Annotated in this window: 14 protein-coding genes; 7 read left to right on the top strand and 7 right to left on the bottom strand. The window is 70.8% G+C overall.

Annotated features, from left to right (window positions below):
- Window positions 1–101 precede the first annotated feature (101 nt).
- Window positions 102–1,478 carry a cysteine desulfurase/sulfurtransferase TusA family protein gene (locus tag ACQEXA_RS39565; protein ID WP_432926792.1) on the top strand — a complete coding sequence of 459 codons (1,377 nt, stop codon included), beginning with the start codon at window positions 102–104 and terminating at the stop codon, window positions 1,476–1,478.
- A 30-nt stretch (window positions 1,479–1,508) separates the two neighbouring features.
- On the opposite strand, the gene ACQEXA_RS39560 is transcribed toward ACQEXA_RS39565, so the two are convergent.
- Window positions 1,509–2,483 carry a carbohydrate kinase family protein gene (locus ACQEXA_RS39560; RefSeq protein WP_432926794.1) on the bottom strand — a complete coding sequence of 325 codons (975 nt, stop codon included), beginning with the start codon at window positions 2,481–2,483 and terminating at the stop codon, window positions 1,509–1,511.
- 132 nt (window positions 2,484–2,615) lie between these two features.
- Between ACQEXA_RS39560 and ACQEXA_RS39555 the strand changes: the two genes are divergently transcribed.
- Both ACQEXA_RS39555 and ACQEXA_RS39550 read left to right on the top strand, forming a co-directional pair.
- Window positions 2,616–2,825 (top strand): hypothetical protein, encoded by a 210-nt coding sequence (locus ACQEXA_RS39555; protein WP_432926796.1) that lies wholly within the window; start codon window positions 2,616–2,618, stop codon window positions 2,823–2,825.
- A 180-nt stretch (window positions 2,826–3,005) separates the two neighbouring features.
- Window positions 3,006–4,541, top strand: a complete 1,536-nt coding sequence (locus ACQEXA_RS39550) for a hypothetical protein (protein WP_433132435.1) — start codon at window positions 3,006–3,008, stop codon at window positions 4,539–4,541.
- An 87-nt stretch (window positions 4,542–4,628) separates the two neighbouring features.
- On the opposite strand, the gene ACQEXA_RS39545 is transcribed toward ACQEXA_RS39550, so the two are convergent.
- Entirely contained in the window at window positions 4,629–4,985 is a 357-nt protein-coding gene (locus ACQEXA_RS39545; RefSeq protein WP_366028572.1) for an iron-sulfur cluster assembly accessory protein, read from the bottom strand.
- Between the two features lie 368 nt (window positions 4,986–5,353).
- Between ACQEXA_RS39545 and nadA the strand changes: the two genes are divergently transcribed.
- Window positions 5,354–6,538, top strand: a complete 1,185-nt coding sequence (gene nadA / locus ACQEXA_RS39540) for a quinolinate synthase NadA (RefSeq protein ID WP_432926800.1) — start codon at window positions 5,354–5,356, stop codon at window positions 6,536–6,538.
- A 415-nt stretch (window positions 6,539–6,953) separates the two neighbouring features.
- On the opposite strand, the gene ACQEXA_RS39535 is transcribed toward nadA, so the two are convergent.
- From ACQEXA_RS39535 to ACQEXA_RS39515, 5 genes are all read right to left on the bottom strand, one after another.
- Window positions 6,954–10,079: an efflux RND transporter permease subunit gene (locus ACQEXA_RS39535; protein WP_433132433.1), complete on the bottom strand. Its 3,126-nt coding sequence runs from the start codon at window positions 10,077–10,079 to the stop codon at window positions 6,954–6,956.
- 191 nt (window positions 10,080–10,270) lie between these two features.
- Window positions 10,271–10,951: a response regulator gene (locus ACQEXA_RS39530; protein ID WP_432926802.1), complete on the bottom strand. Its 681-nt coding sequence runs from the start codon at window positions 10,949–10,951 to the stop codon at window positions 10,271–10,273.
- A gap of 22 nt (window positions 10,952–10,973) precedes the next feature.
- Entirely contained in the window at window positions 10,974–12,200 is a 1,227-nt protein-coding gene (locus tag ACQEXA_RS39525; RefSeq protein ID WP_433132431.1) for a sensor histidine kinase, read from the bottom strand.
- Between the two features lie 242 nt (window positions 12,201–12,442).
- Window positions 12,443–12,721, bottom strand: coding sequence for a PspA-associated protein PspAA (pspAA, locus tag ACQEXA_RS39520; protein WP_433132429.1), 279 nt, complete (start codon window positions 12,719–12,721; stop codon window positions 12,443–12,445).
- A gap of 36 nt (window positions 12,722–12,757) precedes the next feature.
- Entirely contained in the window at window positions 12,758–13,552 is a 795-nt protein-coding gene (locus ACQEXA_RS39515; RefSeq protein WP_359388939.1) for a PspA/IM30 family protein, read from the bottom strand.
- A gap of 300 nt (window positions 13,553–13,852) precedes the next feature.
- On the opposite strand from ACQEXA_RS39515, the gene ACQEXA_RS39510 reads away from it, so the two are divergent.
- The 3 genes from ACQEXA_RS39510 (at window position 13,853) to ACQEXA_RS39500 (ending at window position 16,432) form a co-directional block, all read left to right on the top strand.
- Window positions 13,853–14,479, top strand: a complete 627-nt coding sequence (locus ACQEXA_RS39510; protein ID WP_433132427.1) for a DUF3043 domain-containing protein — start codon at window positions 13,853–13,855, stop codon at window positions 14,477–14,479.
- Window positions 14,480–14,562: 83 nt separating this feature from the next.
- Window positions 14,563–15,264 (top strand): class I SAM-dependent methyltransferase, encoded by a 702-nt coding sequence (locus ACQEXA_RS39505; protein ID WP_433132425.1) that lies wholly within the window; start codon window positions 14,563–14,565, stop codon window positions 15,262–15,264.
- Between the two features lie 91 nt (window positions 15,265–15,355).
- The gene (locus tag ACQEXA_RS39500; RefSeq protein ID WP_433132423.1) at window positions 15,356–16,432 is read left to right on the top strand and encodes a S1C family serine protease; all 1,077 of its coding nucleotides are present in this window, start codon (window positions 15,356–15,358) and stop codon (window positions 16,430–16,432) included.
- Window positions 16,433–16,453 lie beyond the last annotated feature (21 nt).

Genomic DNA, 16,453 nt, shown 5'->3' with positions numbered 1-16,453 from the left:
TGACCGCTTCTGGCCACCATCTGACGGGGGCTCGAAGGCGGCTCCCCGGAGACCGGGATCCTTCGCCGAGCCGCGCGCTTCGCAAGAGTTAGCGTTGCGGTGTGTCCTACTTCGACGCCGCCTCCGCCGCTCCCCTCCACCCCGTCGCCCGCCAGGCGCTGCAGGCCTCACTGGACGAGGGGTGGGCCGATCCCGCCCGGCTGTACCGCGAGGGGCGGCGGGCCCGGCTCCTGCTGGACGCCGCGCGCGAGGCGGCCGCCGAGGCGGTGGGGTGCCGCCCGGACGAGCTGGTGTTCACCACGTCCGGCACACGGGCGGTGCACTCCGGCGTCGAGGGAGCGCTGGCGGGCCGCCGCCGGACCGGACGCCACCTGATCGTGTCATCGGTCGAACACTCCTCGGTCCTCTATGCGGCGGAGGTGTTCGAGGCGGACGGCGGCACGGTGACCCGGGTGCCGGTCTCCCGTGCGGGAGCGGTCACCCCCGAGGCGTACGCGGCGGCGCTGCGCTCAGACACCGCGCTGGCCTGCCTGCAGTCGGCCAACCACGAGGTGGGCACGGTGCAGCCGGTCGCCGAGGTGGCCGCCGTGTGCCGTGCGGCCGGCGTGCCGTTGCTGGTGGACGCGGCGCAGTCGCTGGCCTGGGGGCCGGTCGAGGGCGACTGGTCGATCCTCACGGCCAGCGCCCACAAGTGGGGCGGGCCGTCAGGCGTGGGGCTGCTGGTCGTGCGCAAGGGAGTGCGGTTCGCGCCTCAAGGGCCGCTGGACGAGCGGGAGTCGGGACGGGCCCCGGGGTTCGAGAACATCCCGGCCGTCGTGGCGGCCGCGGCGTCGCTGCGGGCGGTGCGGGCGGAGGCGGCCGGAGAGGCGGCACGGCTGCGGGAACTGACGGAGCGGATCCGGGCGCGGGTGCCGGAGTCGGTCCCCGATGTGGAGGTGGTGGGCGACCCGGACCGCCGACTGCCCGGGATCGTCACCTTCTCCTGTCTCTATGTCGACGGGGAGACATTGCTGCACGCACTGGACCGCGAGGGTTTCTCGGTCTCGTCCGGGTCGTCCTGCACGAGCAGCACGCTGACGCCGAGCCATGTGCTCAAGGCGATGGGCGTGCTGAGCGAGGGCAATGTCCGCGTCTCCCTGCCGACCGGTACGCCGGCGGAGGAAGTCGACCGGTTCCTTTCGGTGCTGCCTGGTGCGGTGGCAGCGGTGCGCGAAAAGCTCGGCGCACCGTCCCCGCGGACTCTTACGCGCGAGGACGCCCTGGTCGTGGACACTCTCGGCAAACGCTGCCCCATCCCGGTGATCGAGCTGGCGAAGGTCATCGGGGACGTGCCGGTGGGCGGGACGGTGCGGGTCCTGTCGGACGACGAGGCGGCGCGCCTGGACATCCCGGCGTGGTGCGAGATGCGGGAGCAGGAGTACGTCGGGGAGGAGCCGGCGGAGCGGGGCTCCGCCTATGTGGTCCGCCGGCTCTCCTAGACCTGCGCCCGGGGCGCCGCCCGCCCGCGGTCAGCCCAGGTGCTTCTGGACCTGTGTCGCCGCCTCGTCACCGTACGCCTTGGTGAAGCGTTCCATGAAGTGGGCGCGGCGCAGCTGGTACTCCTGGGTGCCCAGCGTCTCGATGACCAGGGTGGCGAGCATGCAGCCGACCTGGGCCGCGCGCTCCAGCGGGACACCCCACGCCAGACCGGACAGGAATCCCGCGCGGAAGGCGTCGCCGACGCCCGTCGGGTCGACCTTGGCCATCTCCTCGGGCACGCCGACCTCGATCGGGTCCGCACCGGAGCGCTCGATGCGCACGCCCCGCGAGCCGAGCGTGGTCACCCGGTGGCCGACCCGGCCCAGGATCTCGGTGTCGGTCCAGCCGGTCTTGGTCTCGATGAGCCCCTTCTCGTACTCGTTGGAGAAGAGGAAGGTCGCCCCGTCCAGCAGTATCCGGATCTCGTCGCCGTTCATGCGCGCGATCTGCTGCGAGAAGTCGGCGGCGAACGGGATGGACCGGGTGCGGCACTCCTCCGTGTGGCGGAGCATCGCCTCCGGGTCGTCGGCACCGATCAGCACCAGGTCGAGGCCGTCCACACGGTCGGCGACCGTCTTGAGCTCGATCAGCCGGGCCTCGCTCATGGCGCCGGTGTAGAAGGAGCCGATCTGGTTGTGGTCGGCGTCGGTGGTGCACACGAAGCGGGCGGTGTGCTGGGTCTCGGAGATGCGTACGGAGTCCGTGTCCACCCCGTGCCGCTCCAGCCACGCTCGGTAGTCGTCGAAGTCCGAGCCGGCCGCGCCGACCAGGATCGGCTGGGTGCCGAGCTGCCCCATGCCGAAGGCGATGTTCGCGCCCACCCCGCCGCGGCGAACGTCGAGACGGTCCACCAGGAAGGAGAGGGAGACCGTGTGCAGCTGATCCGCGACGAGCTGGTCGGCGAAGCGGCCGGGGAAGGTCATGAGGTGGTCGGTGGCGATGGAGCCGGTGACTGCGATACGCACGGCGAGGACACGCTCCTGCGGAGGAGGGGATTGACAGTTCACGCTACCGGGTAAGCCCGGCGCTTCGAAGCAGGCAAAACTACCCGATAGTAGATCTTTCTCGGCGACCCCGGACGTGCTTACGGTTCCGTCATGACGAAGCTCGAGGTTCCCGGCACCGCCCTGGTCGATCCGGACACGGATCTGGCGTCACTGCGCGGCGACTGCGCCCGGATGGTTCCGCACTGGGCCGCACCCGTGAAGTCCACCCCGCCGCACGTCTCCCCGTCCTCGATCCACGGGGTCAGCGTGCCGCCCGCCTCGGCCCGCCTCCTGGACGCGATGTCCGACTACGGGGACTGACCGGGGCGCCTCGGACACGGCGCGCCGGACGAGCGTCGGCGCGCTCCCGGGAACCGTGCGCTCCCCCGCTGCGTCCCATTGCCGCCCCCCGTCCGGGGGCGGCGGTGTGCGACCTTCCTGTGGCGTTCCACGGCACGGCGGGGTCTCCTGGGACAGCAGCGCAGCCGAAGGAGCGATGCGGTGAACACCGAGCGACCCGACGACGCGAGTGACGGTACCGAAGTCACCGGGGGCACCGACGGGACCGTGCCGCGCCGGCGACGCTCCCCGGCGGTCGTCGCCTCGGTCGTGGCCGCCGTCCTGCTCGTCGGGGGCGGCGGGGCCTACCTTGCGGCCACCGCGTCCGGCGGCACCGGCGGCTCCGCTTCGCCGGGCGGGGACGGCGCTCCCCCGACGCTGGCTCTCGACGGGCTCAGCGAGGGCGACGGCACATCCGGGATCGCGGTGGGCGAGCCCAATCCGTACGGCACGACCTACACCGCCCGGGGCGAACTGCCCGACGGCCCGGAGTCGGCGCCCGTGTACTGGGCGAAGGGCGCGGTGACGCGGGCCGAGGTGGCCCGGCTCGCCGGGGCACTGGATCTGAGCGGCACACCGAAGCTGGTCGCGGGGGCCTGGACGGTCGGCGCCGCGAAGGACGATTCAGGACCGCTCCTGCGGGTGGCCGGGCAGGCGCCCGGGACCTGGACGTTCAGCCGGTACGCGGCCGGGTCCGACAACCTCTGCAAGAGCGTCACGACGTGCTCGTCCCGCCAGGACATCCCCGGACCGGTGAGCGAGGCCGCCGCGAAGCAGGCCGCCGCGCCGGTGCTGAAGGCACTGGGCCAGGAGGACGCCCGCCTGGACGCGCACCAGCTCATGGGATCGGTCCGCGTGGTGAACGCCGATCCGAAGGTCGGCGGACTGCCCACGTACGGCTGGTCGACCGGCATCCAGGTCGCCGCCGACGGCCAGGTGACGGGCGGCAGCGGCAACCTCTCGGCGCCGGTGAAGGGTGCCGACTACCCGGTCGTCGGCGCGAAGAAGACCCTGGACCTGATGAACGGCGCGACCACGTCGTACGGCCGCAAGGGCATCGGCGGCTGCGCCAGCCCGGTGCCGCTCAAGGACCGGGACGAGGCGCCCTGCAAGGCGCCCACCGGGATGCCGGAGCGAAGCTCGGCGACCGTGCGGGACGCGGTGTTCGGGCTGGCCGCGCACTCCATGGCCGGAAAGCCGGTGCTGGTGCCGTCGTGGCTGTTCACGGTGCGTCCGGCCGGGACCGGGGACGACTTCACAGTGACCCGTGCGGCGGTCGACCCGCGATATCTGAGCGCACCGCAGCCGCCGGGGCAGCCGCGCGAGACGCCGAGCCCCCGGCCGAGCGCACCGGGCGACGAGCCGACGTCGGCGCCCGCGACGCGTGATGTGAAGGTGATGGGCTACACCGCCGAGGGCCAGGACCTCACCATCACCTACGAGGGCGGGGTCTGCGGCGACTACGCGGCGGCGGTGAGCGAGAGTTCCGGCAAGGTGACCGTGACGGTGACCGAGACGCCCTGGCAGGGCAAGGTCTGCATCATGATCGCCAAGATCTACCACGACACGCTGCGCCTGAAGGCGCCGCTCGGGGATCGCGAGGTGGTGGGCTCGGACGGCAGGCCGATCCCGAAGGAGACGGCGAGCACGCTGCCGCACGCGTCCGTGGGCGAGGCTAGGCCGAACGGGTCGCGCTAGGACGGCCCCGGCCCACCGGCACGCGAAGGCGGCGCCCCCGTCGAGGGGGACGCCGCCTTCCTACGCGTACTGAAGCCCGGTCGAGACTCAGCTGAAGGAGTCACCGCAGGCGCAGGAGCCCGTCGCGTTCGGGTTGTCGATCGTGAAGCCCTGCTTCTCGATGGTGTCGACGAAGTCGACGGTGGCACCGCCCAGGTACGGAGCGCTCATGCGGTCGGTGACGACCTTGACCCCACCGAAGTCCTTCTCCACGTCGCCGTCGAGGGAACGCTCGTCGAAGAAGAGCTGGTAGCGCAGGCCGGAGCAGCCGCCGGGCTGGACTGCGACGCGCAGCGCCAGATCGTCACGGCCTTCCTGGTCGAGCAGGGCCTTGACCTTGGCCGCGGCGGCGTCGGTCAGGATGATGCCGTCGGTGACGGTGGTGGTCTCGTCCTGTACGGACATCTACATCTCTCCCGGGTTGTACGGAGACTGCTTGCCGACGAGTGCAACCGGCGTGGCCGCGGATTCATTCCGGGCCGAGCGCGTTTCTTACGCTCCCTCCTTCATGCTCGCATACGCGGCGGAACACGCACAGCGGCCTGTGGACAAGGTGGGGGACACCGACATGTCGCCTGGTGTACGACTGGCGGACCACCGGGCTTCCCCCTCCGTAGGGTCGACCGGTACATGCCGGGATTCACGTCACATCGACGCTATCGGCATCGTCAAGCTGACGTGAACCGGTTATGATAGATAGCGTCAATTCGACGAAAAGGCATGTCCTGCCGGCCCTCGGGCCGGCGAGCCGCAGAACAGAAAGGGTGCGTGACGTGACCACCGCCCAGACCCAGGAGCTCGACGTACAGCCGACGCCTCTCGCCCTCCTGTTGCTCGGCCGCGAGGCCGACCCGAGGAGCGAACGGGGTGTCGAGTGCCCCGGTGACCTGCCGTCGCCGTCCGACCCGGACCTGGTGGAGCGCGCCCGCGCGGCCAAGGAGAAGCTCGGGGACAAGGTCTTCGTGCTCGGCCACCACTACCAGCGCGACGAGGTCATCCAGTTCGCCGACGTCACGGGCGACTCCTTCAAGCTGGCGCGAGACGCCGCGGCCCGCCCGGAGGCGGAGTACATCGTCTTCTGCGGTGTGCACTTCATGGCCGAGTCGGCGGACATCCTCACGTCCGACGACCAGAAGGTGGTACTGCCGGACCTGGCCGCCGGATGCTCCATGGCGGACATGGCGACGGCCGAGCAGGTCGCCGAGTGCTGGGACGTGCTGACCGAGGCGGGCATCGCCGAGCAGGTCGTGCCGGTCTCGTACATGAATTCCTCCGCCGACATCAAGGCGTTCACGGGCAAGCACGGCGGCACCATCTGCACGTCGTCGAACGCCAAGCGGGCCCTGGAGTGGGCGTTCCAGCAGGGAGAGAAGGTCCTGTTCCTGCCGGACCAGCACCTGGGCCGCAACACCGCGGTGCGGGACATGGGGATGTCGCTGGACGACTGCGTCGTCTACAACCCGCACAAGCCGAACGGCGGACTCACCGCCGAGGAACTGCGCGCCGCGAAGATGATCCTGTGGCGCGGCCACTGCTCGGTGCACGGCCGCTTCAGCCTCGACTCGGTCAACGACGTACGGGAGCGGATCCCCGGCGTGAACGTGCTGGTCCACCCCGAGTGCAAGCACGAGGTCGTCGCCGCCGCGGACTACGTCGGTTCGACGGAGTACATCATCAAGGCGCTCGAGGCGGCGCCGGCCGGCTCCAAGTGGGCGATCGGTACGGAGCTGAACCTCGTTCGGCGGCTGGCCAACCGTTTCGCGCCGGAGGGCAAGGAGATCGTCTTCCTCGACAAGACGGTGTGCTTCTGCTCGACGATGAACCGCATCGACCTGCCGCACCTGGTGTGGACGCTCGAGTCGCTGGCCGAGGGCAACCTGGTCAACCGCATCGAGGTGGACAAGGAGACCGAGGCCTTCGCCAAGCTGGCGCTCGAGCGGATGCTGGCCCTGCCGTAGCGCTTGCCGCTGGGTTGTGACGGGGTTCTGCGCCGTAGCGCTTGCCGCTGAGTTGTGACGGGGTTCTGCGCCGTTCCCCGCGCCCCTGACGGGGTACGTCGTTACCTGCGGGTGCGTCGTGGGGTTTGCGCAGTTCCCCGCGCTCCTATCGAGGTGCGCCGGCGTCTGCGGGTCCGTCGTGGGTTTGCGCCGTTCCCCGCGCCCCTGACGGGGTACGTCGTTACCTGCGGGTGCGTCGTGGGGTTTGCGCAGTTCCCCGCGCCCCTATCCGGGTACGTCGACGGCTGCGGGTCCGTCATGGGGTTTGCGCCGTTCCCCGCGCTCCTATCGGGGTGCGGGCTCTTGCGGTGGTCCGTGAATGGTGAGGCCCGGCCCGCATTGATGTGCGGGCCGGGCCTCTGTCATACCCGGGTGGCTACACCCCCGCGGGCTCCGGCTCCTCGGACTCCGCTGGCTCGACGGCGGTCCCCGCCTTCTTCGCCCGCTTCGCCGCCTTCTTCTTCGCGCGGCGCTCCTTGCGGAGCTCCAGCATCGCGTAGAGGGTCGGGACCAGCAGGAGGGTCAGCAGGGTCGAGGTGATCAGACCGCCGATCACCACCACCGCGAGCGGCTGGGCGATGAAGCCGCCCTCGCCCGTGACGCCCAGGGCCATCGGCAGCAGCGCGAAGATGGTGGCCAAGGCCGTCATCAGGATCGGGCGCAGACGGTGGCGTCCGCCCTCGACCACGGCCTCCACGACGCCGTACCCCTGCCTGCGGTACTGGTTGATGAGGTCGATCAGCACGATCGCGTTCGTCACCACGATGCCGATCAGCATCAGCATGCCGATCATCGCCGGGACACCCATCGGGGTGCCCGTGGCGATCAGCAGACCGATCGCGCCGGTCCCCGCGAACGGGATGGAGACCAGCAGGATCAGCGGCTGGGCCAGGCTGCGGAACGTCGCGACCAGCAGCATGAACACGATCGCCACCGCGGCCAGCATCGCCAGGCCCAGGTTCTTGAACGCGTCGCTCTGGTCGGACGAGACACCGCCGATCTCCGCCGTCGCGCCCGCGGGCAGCTTCATGGCCTTGATCTTCGACTGGAGGTCCGCGCTCACCGCGCCCGTGTTGTCACCGGTCGGGCGCGCCGTGATCGTCGCGGCCCGCTGACCGTCGATACGGGTCATGGACACCGGACCGTCCACGAGTTCCACCGTCGCGATGTCGCTCAGCTTCACCGCGCCCAGCCGGAGGTTCTTCAGCTGGTCCAGGGTCTGCGCCGGCTTCGCCGCCCTGATGACGACGTCCCGTTCGGTGTCGTCCAGGACCGCCTTCCCGGCGGTGGTGCCCTTGACCGCCTCGGTGACGGCCGCACCGAGCGTCTGGTCGTTGAAACCGGCCGCGGCCGCACGGGAGTTGGCCTTGACCGAGATCCGCGGCACGCTCTGCGCCAGGTCGCTCGAGACGTCGGTGACGTCCTTGAGCTTCGCCACCTCCGCGCGGACCTGCTCGGACGCCTTGCGCAGCACGTCCCCGTCGGGCGCCTTCACGACCACGCTCAGGTCCTGGCTGCCGAAGCCGTCGCCCGCCGAGACGGTGGTCGTACCGATCCCGGACAGCCGTGCCAGCCCGTCCTCGATACCGCTCTGGACGTCCGCGTACTTCGCCGAGCCGTCCAGCATGACCGTGTACGAGGCCTGGTTGGTGTCGGTGCCGCCACCGAACGCCGCCATGAAGCCCGACGAGCCGATCGTGACCTGGTAGTCCTTGACGCCCTTGACCCCGGCGATCATCTTCTCGACCTTCTTGGCCTGCTCGTCCGTGGCCGCGAGGCTCGTGCCCGGCTTCAACTTCTGCTTGACCGTGAGGACTTCCTGCTCGCCCTGGTCGAAGAAGTTCGTCTTCAGCAGGGGCGCCATGCCGAAGCTCCCGACCAGCACGACCACCGCGATCGCCACGCTGGTGATGCGGCGGCGGGTCGCGAAACGCAGCACCGGCACGTAGAAGCGCTGCAGCCGGCTCTTCGCCTCCTTCTCCTCCGCCACGCGGCGCGCCTCGGCGGCGTCCTCGGCCCCGATCTTCGGGGCACGCAGGAACCAGCACGACAGCACCGGAACGACCGTCAGCGACACCAGGAGCGAGGCCAGCAGGGCCGCCGTCACGGTGAGGGAGAACGGGCCGAACAGCTCGCCCACCATCCCGCCGACCAGGCCGATGGGCAGGAAGACCGCCACCGTCGTCAGCGTGGACGAGGTGACCGCTCCGGACACCTCGCGGACCGCGGTGAGGATGGCCGACCGGCGCTCCTCCCCGTAGCCGAGGTGCCGCTTGATGTTCTCCAGGACCACAATCGAGTCGTCGACGACACGGCCGATGGCGATGGTCAGCGCGCCGAGCGTGAGCACGTTCAGCGACACGTCGCGCGTCCACAGAACGATCAGGGCCAGGACCACCGACAGCGGGATCGAGACCGCCGTGACGAGGGTCGAGCGGACCGACGCCAGGAAGACGAGGATCACCAGGACCGCGAAGAGCAGACCCAGCGCGCCCTCGGTCGTCAGACCGTGGATGGACTTGGAGACCGCCGGACCCTGGTCGCTGACCACGGTGATCGCGGCGCCGGAACCGAGCTGCTTGCGCAGGTCCGGCAGCTTGTCCTTGACCGCGTTGGAGATGGCTACCGCGCTGCCGTCGTGGTCCATGGTGACGGCCACGGCGAGGCTCGGCTTGCCGTCCGTGCGGGTGATGGAGTCGGCGGTGGCCTCCTGCTGCTCGACCGTGGCCACGTCACCGAGGCGCACGGGCTTCTGGCCGGGAGCGCCCGCGACCATCAGGTCCTCGATCTGCTGGAGCGAGGTGAAGCCTCCGCCGACCTGGACCGTGCGGTTGCTGCCGTTCTCGTCGAAGGAGCCCGCGGGGACCGTGGCGCCGCCCGCCTGCAGGGCCTGGCCGAGCGTGGCCGCGGTCAGCCCGGCCCGGGCGAGCTTCGCGTCGTCGGGCGTGACGGTGACCTGGAGGTCCCGTACGCCGTTGACGGTCACCTGGCCGACGCCGGAGATGTCCTTCAGAGCGGGTACGACGGTCTTGTCGAGCTGGTCGGACAGGGCCTGCTGGTCCTTGTCCGAGGTGACGGCCAGGACGACGGCGGGGATGTCGTCCGTCGAACCGGCGATGACCTGCGGGTCGACCGAGTCCGGGAGCTGGACCCGGGCCCGGTTCACGGCCTGCTGGACATCGGCGACGAGCTGCTTGGTGTCGTTGCCGTAGTCGAAGGACGCCATGAGGACGGCGTTGCCCTCGCTCGCCGTGGAGGTGACGCCCTTGATGCCGTCGACGGCCTTGAGATTGTTCTCGATCGGCTCGACGACCTGCTTTTCGACCACGTCGGGGGACGCCCCCTGGTACGGCGCCAGGACGGACACGACGGGAAGGTTGATGGTGGGCAGGAGTTGCTGTTTGAGCTGCGGAATCGCGATCGCCCCGAAGACGAGCGCGACGATGGACATCAGCGCTATCAGGGCCCGTTGCGCGAGGCTGAATCGTGACAGCCAGGACATGGGTCGGCGGTCTCTCTCTGTGGCTGAGCGGAAGGACGGGCGCAGAGGAGCGCCCACCTCTTACACCCTGCACCATCGGACGATGTGCTTCCGTCGCCCCCAGGTCCATTTCCTTGCGGCGCGCCTACTGCGACCGTAGTACGGCCGGAAGAGCGGCACTCCACCCGTGGACGCACCGGGCCGCGGCCCGCTCACTCCGACCTCGGACGCACCAGCCCCGACTCGTAGGCGATGACCACCAGTTGTGCCCGGTCGCGCGCGCCGAGCTTGGCCATGGCGCGGTTGACGTGTGTCTTGACCGTCAGCGGACTGACCTCGAGGCGTTCGGCGATCTCATCGTTGGAGTGGCCGCCCGCCACCTGGACGAGCACCTCGCGCTCGCGCCCGGTGAGCGTGTCCAGCCGGTCCGAGCGGGCCGCGTCGCGCCCGTCGTCTCCGTCGCCCTGGGCGAGGAAGCGGGCGATGAGCCCCTTGGTGGCGGCGGGCGACAGCAGCGCCTCGCCGCCGTTCGCGATCCGGATGGCGTTCAGCAGTTCCTCGGGCTCGGAGCCCTTGCCGAGGAATCCGGACGCCCCGGCGCGCAGCGACTGCACGACGTAGTCGTCGACCTCGAAAGTCGTCAGGATGACCACGCGGACGTCGGCGAGGGCGGGATCGGCGCTGATCAGGCGGGTGGCGGCCAGACCGTCCGTGCCGGGCATCCGGAGGTCCATCAGGACCACGTCGGCGCGCCGCTCCCTGGCCAGCCGGACGGCCTCGGCGCCGTCGGACGCCTCGCCCACCACCTCCATGTCCGGCTCCGAGTCGACCAGCACGCGAAAGGCGCTGCGCAGCAGCGCCTGGTCGTCGGCGAGCAGGACACGGATGGTCATACGGGCCCTCCCTGGACGGCGGTCATGCGCTCTCCCCTGCCGCGGTCGTCACCTGGTTCCTGACCGGCAGCATCGCATGGACCCGGAAGCCCCCTCCGTAGCGGGGACCGGCGGTGAGGGCGCCGCCGAGCGCGGTGACACGCTCGCGCATACCGAGCAGCCCGTGCCCGCCGTGGCCGTCGTCGGGTGCGGCGTCCTCGCCGGTGCCGTCGTCGAGGACCGTGATCTCCATGTTCTGTCCCACGCGGACGACGCTGACCTCGGCCTTCGCCTCGTGGCCCGCGTGCTTCTGCACATTGGTGAGGGCCTCTTGGATGACGCGGTAGGCGGCCAGGTCGACGGCGGCGGGCAGAGCGGCGCCGTGGTCGGCGCGGGCGACCTCGACGGGCAGGCCCGCGTGGCGGAAGGTGTCGGCGAGATCCTCGAGGCGGGCGAGGCCGGGGGCGGGCTCGGTCGGGGCCTCGGGGTCGCCCGACTGTCTGAGCAGCCCGACGGTGGCCCGCAGTTCGTTGAGCGCCGAGCGGCTGGCCTCGCGGACGTGGGCGAGGGCCTCCCGTGCCTGGTCGGGCCGTTTGTCCATGACGTGAGCGGCGACCCCGGCCTGCACATTGACCAGGGCGATGTGGTGGGCGACGACGTCGTGCAGGTCGCGGGCGATGCGCAGCCGCTCCTCGGCGACCCGGCGCCGGGCCTCCTCCTCACGGGTCCGCTCGGCCCGCTCGGCGCGCTCCCTGATGGCGTGCACGAAGGCGCGACGGCTGCGCACGGCGTCGCCGGCGGCCGCGGCCATGCCCGTCCAGGCGAAGAGGCCGAGGTTCTCCTGGGCGTACCAGGGCAGCGGGCCGGCGTGCATGGCGGCGCCCGTCAGCACGGTCATGGTGAGCAGGCCGACACGCCAGGTGGTGGGGCGGTCGGTGGTGGAGGCGACGGTGTAGAGAGCCACCACGGCGGACATGGCGACGGGGGCGCGGGGGTCGGCGGTGACGAGTTCCACGAGGGAGAGGGCGGCCGTCGCGGCGAGGACCGCCATGGAGTTGCGGCGGCGCAGCACCAGGGCCCCCGCGGAGAGCACCATGAGCGTGAGGCTGAGGGCGGCCGGGGTGTGGGCGGACCAGGTGGGCCCGGTCTCGCCGTGGGGGTCCACGAAGGAACCGGCCACCATGCAGACAAGAACGCCGAGGGCGAGAAGGGCGTCCACGGCGAGCGGATGGGCGCGGAGGCCGTCCCAGGTGCGTTCCAGGGTGCTCACCTCAGCAAAGGTACGGGGCGGAACGGGTGCCGTGCGGTGGCCGGAACGGGGCCTGGGCCGGGCTTGGCCCCCGGGGCCGCCGCCCCGGGCGCCGCTTCGGCCTGAACGGCCTCGTCCTCAAGCGCCGGCCGGCCGAGTCGCCTCAGCCGGCCGGTGCCACGCACAGGACCCGGGGCACGCTTGCCCTCCGGGGGCTGCCGCCCCGGGCCCCCGCTTCGGCCCGAACGGCCTCGTCCGCTTGCTCAGCCCGGGATCAGGCCGTCCTCGTTCAGCATCGTGCGGACCTCTGCGAGGCTCGCGTCCGGTGACGGCAGGATCAGTTCCGACGGTTCCAGGGAGTCGTCAGGAAGCGGGGTGCCAAGACGGCGGACCTCGTCCAGGAGGGCGTGCAGAGTGCGGCGGAAGCCCTGTTCGTCGCCGCTCTCCATCTCCCGGAGCAGTTCGTCGTCCAGCTTGTTGAGCTCGGTGAAGTGGTTGTCGTCCAGCTTCACCTGCCCCTCCCCCATGATCCGTACGATCATGTCGCCCTCCTCAGGCGTGGGACCGGTGGTAGCGGGTCACTGCTTGTCGAAGCGCGGGGTGTCCTGCGGTTGGGACTGGTTCTGGCCCTGTCCCGTGCCGCCCTCGATGGCCTGCTGCTGCGAGGAGCCGCCGGCCAGCTCCGCCTTCATGCGCTGCAGTTCCAGCTCCACGTCCGTACCGCCGGAGAGCCGGTCCAGTTCCGCCTGGATGTCGTCCTTGGCCATGCCGGAGGGGTCGTCCAGGGCACCGGAGGCCAGGAGCTCGTCGATCGCGCCGGCGCGGGCCTGGAGCTGCGCGGTCTTGTCCTCGGCCCGCTGGATGGCCAGACCGACGTCGCCCATCTCCTCGGAGATGCCGGAGAAGGCCTCGCCGATGCGGGTCTGGGCCTGGGCGGCCGTGTACGTGGCCTTGATGGTCTCCTTCTTCGTGCGGAAGGCGTCCACCTTGGCCTGGAGGCGCTGGGCCGCGAGCGTGAGCTTCTCCTCCTCGCCCTGCAGGGTCTGGTGCTGGCTCTCCAGATCCGTCACCTGCTGCTGGAGCGCGGCGCGCCGGGACAGGGCCTCGCGGGCCAGGTCCTCGCGGCCGAGGGCGAGCGCCTTGCGCCCCTGGTCCTCGAGCTTGGTGGACTGACTCTGCAGCTGGTTGAGCTGCAGCTCCAGGCGCTTGCGGCTGGTCGCCACGTCCGCGACACCGCGCCGCACCTTCTGCAGCAGCTCCAGCTGCTTCTGGTACGAGTAATCGAGGGTCTCGCGCGGGTCCTCGGCCCGGTCAAGGGCCTTGTTCGCCTTCGCGCGGAAGATCATCCCCATACGCTTCATGACACCGCTCATGGGCTTCGCGCGCCCCCTTCTGACGGACTCCAGCTCACAGATCTGCGACAGAACCCACAGTACGGGCCCTGCCTCCATTACCGCACTGTCCGGGGACGGATGCGGTCATCCCCAAGGACGACTGCTTACCTTTCCCGGTCCGGCGTAGGGAGTAGTGGTCCCCCGAGGTTACGTACGGGGTGACTCCTGGATTCCCTCAGCCGCCTTCCGGGAGAACGTCGGCTGTCTTCCTTTTGAGGCCCCTCTGTCCCAGTACAGACGACCAGTGTTGCCGGATCGTTCCCCGGGGGGCTGGGGTCCATGCGGGTGTACCCCGTACCCTTGGGTTTTGTGTTCCGTAGCCGTGCCAAGGATGAGAAGGCCCTCGCCGACAAGGCGCCGGTGACCGACTCCAAGCAGACCCGTGACCCGCAGGCCCCGAAGGGCAGGCCCACGCCCAAGCGCAGTGAGGCCCAGTCCCAACGGCGCAGCGTCGCCAACACGCCGACGACGCGCAAGGACGCCGCCAAGCGGCAGCGCGACGAGCGGCGCGCCGCCATGGAGCGGCAGCGCCAGGCTCTGGCCGGTGGCGACGAGCGCTACCTGCCGGCGCGGGACAGGGGTCCGGTCCGCAAGTTCGCGCGCGACTTCGTCGACGCCCGCTTCAACGTCGCCGAGTTCTTCCTGCCACTGGCCGTGGTCATCCTCGTGCTGAGCGTGGTGCGGGTGGCGTCGCTGCAGAACATCGCGCTGCTGCTGTGGCTCATCGTGATCGTCCTGATCGTGATCGACTCGATCTTCTCCGCCATCCGGCTGAGGAAGCGGCTCGCCGAACGCTTCAGTGGCCAGAACACGCGGGGCGCCGTCCCCTACGCGCTGATGCGCTCCCTCCAGATGCGCCGCCTCAGGCTGCCCAAGCCGCAGGTCAAGCGCGGAGAGCGGCCCTGAGCGCCGATTCCTTCTCGGGGCGGGCGGCTGATGCCTGGCTGAGCAAGCTGGGCGGACTGCGCGACGTCGTACGCCAGGAGCTGGTGGCCCGGCAGCTGGACGAGCAGATAGCCGGGCGGTTCCCGGTCGGGCAGCGGCTGCGGGTGCTGGACGTGGGCATGGGCCAGGGCACCCAGGCGCTGCGCCTGGCCCGCGCCGGGCACCGGATCACGGGGCTCGAGCAGGATCCGAAGATGATCTCCGTGGCCCGCGAGGCCCTGTCCGGTGAACCGGAGGGCATCCGGGAGCGCGTGCGGATCATCGAGGGCGACGGCCGGGACACTGGGGTGCACTTCCTGCCGGGCAGCTTCGACCTGGTGCTGTGCCACGGGGTGCTCATGTACGTCGAGGAGCCCGATGCGCTGGTGGCGGGGCTGGCCCGGATGCTCGCGCCCGGTGGCCTGCTGTCGCTGCTCGTGCGCAACGGGAACGCGCTGGCGATGCGGCCGGGGCTGTCCGGTGACTGGGCGGAGGCGCTGGTCGCGTTCGACGCGGCGACGTACCGGAACCGGCTCGGGCTCGATGCGCGCGCGGACCGGCTGGAGACGCTGACCGCCACGCTCGCGGGCATCGGAGCGCCGCTGCACGCCTGGTACGGGGTGCGGGTCTTCACCGACACCGCGCCGGACGGGGCCCAGCTGCCCCCCGATGCCGAGACGCTGCTGGCGGTGGAGGAACGGGCCAGCAGGACGGACCCCTATCGAGGGGTCGCCGCGTTGCTGCATCTGTGCGGAGTGCGGGGCTGAGGACGGCTCGGGGCACCGCCGCCGTGGCCGGGCACCGCCGTTCGGGCGTATCGAGGAAGCGGAACGACCGCCCCGAATCGAGACTCGGGACATGGACCCTTCCCATACCCGTGTCCTCCGGCGGCCGTCGGCGCCGCTCCTGATCTGCGCTCTGGTGCTCCTGCTCGGCGGCTGTACCGGGTCCGGCCCGGCCGCCAGGAGGGAGACCCCGGCGAGCCCGGCGACCACTCGCGCCTCGGCGGGTGACGACCTGGAGCAGGAATACCAGAGGGTCATCAAGGACGTGCTGCCGTCCGTCGTGCAGATCCAGGCCGGCAACTCGCTGGGGTCCGGGGTGGTGTACGACGACAAAGGGCACATCGTCACCAACGCCCACGTGGTGGGGAACGAGAAGACGTTCCAGGTGACCACGGCCAACAGCGAGGCCACGCACACGGCGTCCCTCGTGTACTCGTACCCGGCGCAGGATCTCGCCGTCGTCAAACTGGACAAGGTGCCGGCCGGGCTGAAGGCGGCCGTCTTCGGGGACTCGGCCAAGGTCGAGGTGGGGCAGATCGTGCTCGCCATGGGCTCGCCGCTCGGTCTGTCCTCGAGCGTGACGCAGGGGATCGTGTCGGCGACCGGACGGACCGTCAGCGAGGGAACGTCGGAAAGCGGTGGCACGGGTGCCACCATCGCGAACATGGTGCAGACCTCGGCGGCGATCAACCCGGGCAACAGCGGTGGCGCGCTCGTCGACCTGAACAGCCAGGTCATCGGCATCCCCACGCTCGCCGCGATCGATCCCGAGCTGGGAGGCGGCGCGGCACCCGGGATCGGATTCGCCATCCCGGCCTCCACGGTGAAGGCGATCGCCGACCAGATCATCAAGAGCGGCCGGGTGACCACCTCGGGGCGAGCCGCGCTCGGCATCACCGGCCGCACGGTGGTGAACGGCGGCCTGCAGCCGGTCGGAGTCGCGGTGGTCGACGTCAAGGGCGGCGGGCCGGCCGACAAGGCGGGGCTCCGGAGCGGGGACATCATCACCGGGTTGGGTGACACGGCGATCACCACGATCACGTCCCTCGCCGAAGCGCTCGCCGGTGACCGGCCGGGGCAGACGACGACGATCACGTACTCGCGGAACGGAAACCGGAAGACGACCGACATCACCCTCGGCGAGCAGTAGCGGCCCCGGGCGAGGACCGTG

Origin of the sequence: Streptomyces sp. CA-106110, assembly GCF_050936285.1 — a bacterium.
Classification (GTDB): Bacteria; Actinomycetota; Actinomycetes; order Streptomycetales; family Streptomycetaceae; genus Streptomyces.
This window is presented reverse-complemented; position numbering and strand designations above follow the sequence as displayed.

What these genes read in the sequence shown, in the direction of transcription:
- ACQEXA_RS39555 (WP_432926796.1), top strand. Translation starts at nt 2,616, where the DNA reads ATGACGAAGCTCGAGGTTCCCGGCACCGCCCTGGTCGATCCGGACACG.
- ACQEXA_RS39545 (WP_366028572.1), bottom strand. Translation starts at nt 4,985, where the DNA reads ATGTCCGTACAGGACGAGACCACCACCGTCACCGACGGCATCATCCTG.
- ACQEXA_RS39535 (WP_433132433.1), bottom strand. Translation starts at nt 10,079, where the DNA reads ATGTCCTGGCTGTCACGATTCAGCCTCGCGCAACGGGCCCTGATAGCG.
- ACQEXA_RS39530 (WP_432926802.1), bottom strand. Translation starts at nt 10,951, where the DNA reads ATGACCATCCGTGTCCTGCTCGCCGACGACCAGGCGCTGCTGCGCAGC.
- pspAA (WP_433132429.1), bottom strand. Translation starts at nt 12,721, where the DNA reads ATGATCGTACGGATCATGGGGGAGGGGCAGGTGAAGCTGGACGACAAC.
- ACQEXA_RS39515 (WP_359388939.1), bottom strand. Translation starts at nt 13,552, where the DNA reads ATGAGCGGTGTCATGAAGCGTATGGGGATGATCTTCCGCGCGAAGGCG.
- ACQEXA_RS39510 (WP_433132427.1), top strand. Translation starts at nt 13,853, where the DNA reads ATGCGGGTGTACCCCGTACCCTTGGGTTTTGTGTTCCGTAGCCGTGCC.
- ACQEXA_RS39500 (WP_433132423.1), top strand. Translation starts at nt 15,356, where the DNA reads ATGGACCCTTCCCATACCCGTGTCCTCCGGCGGCCGTCGGCGCCGCTC.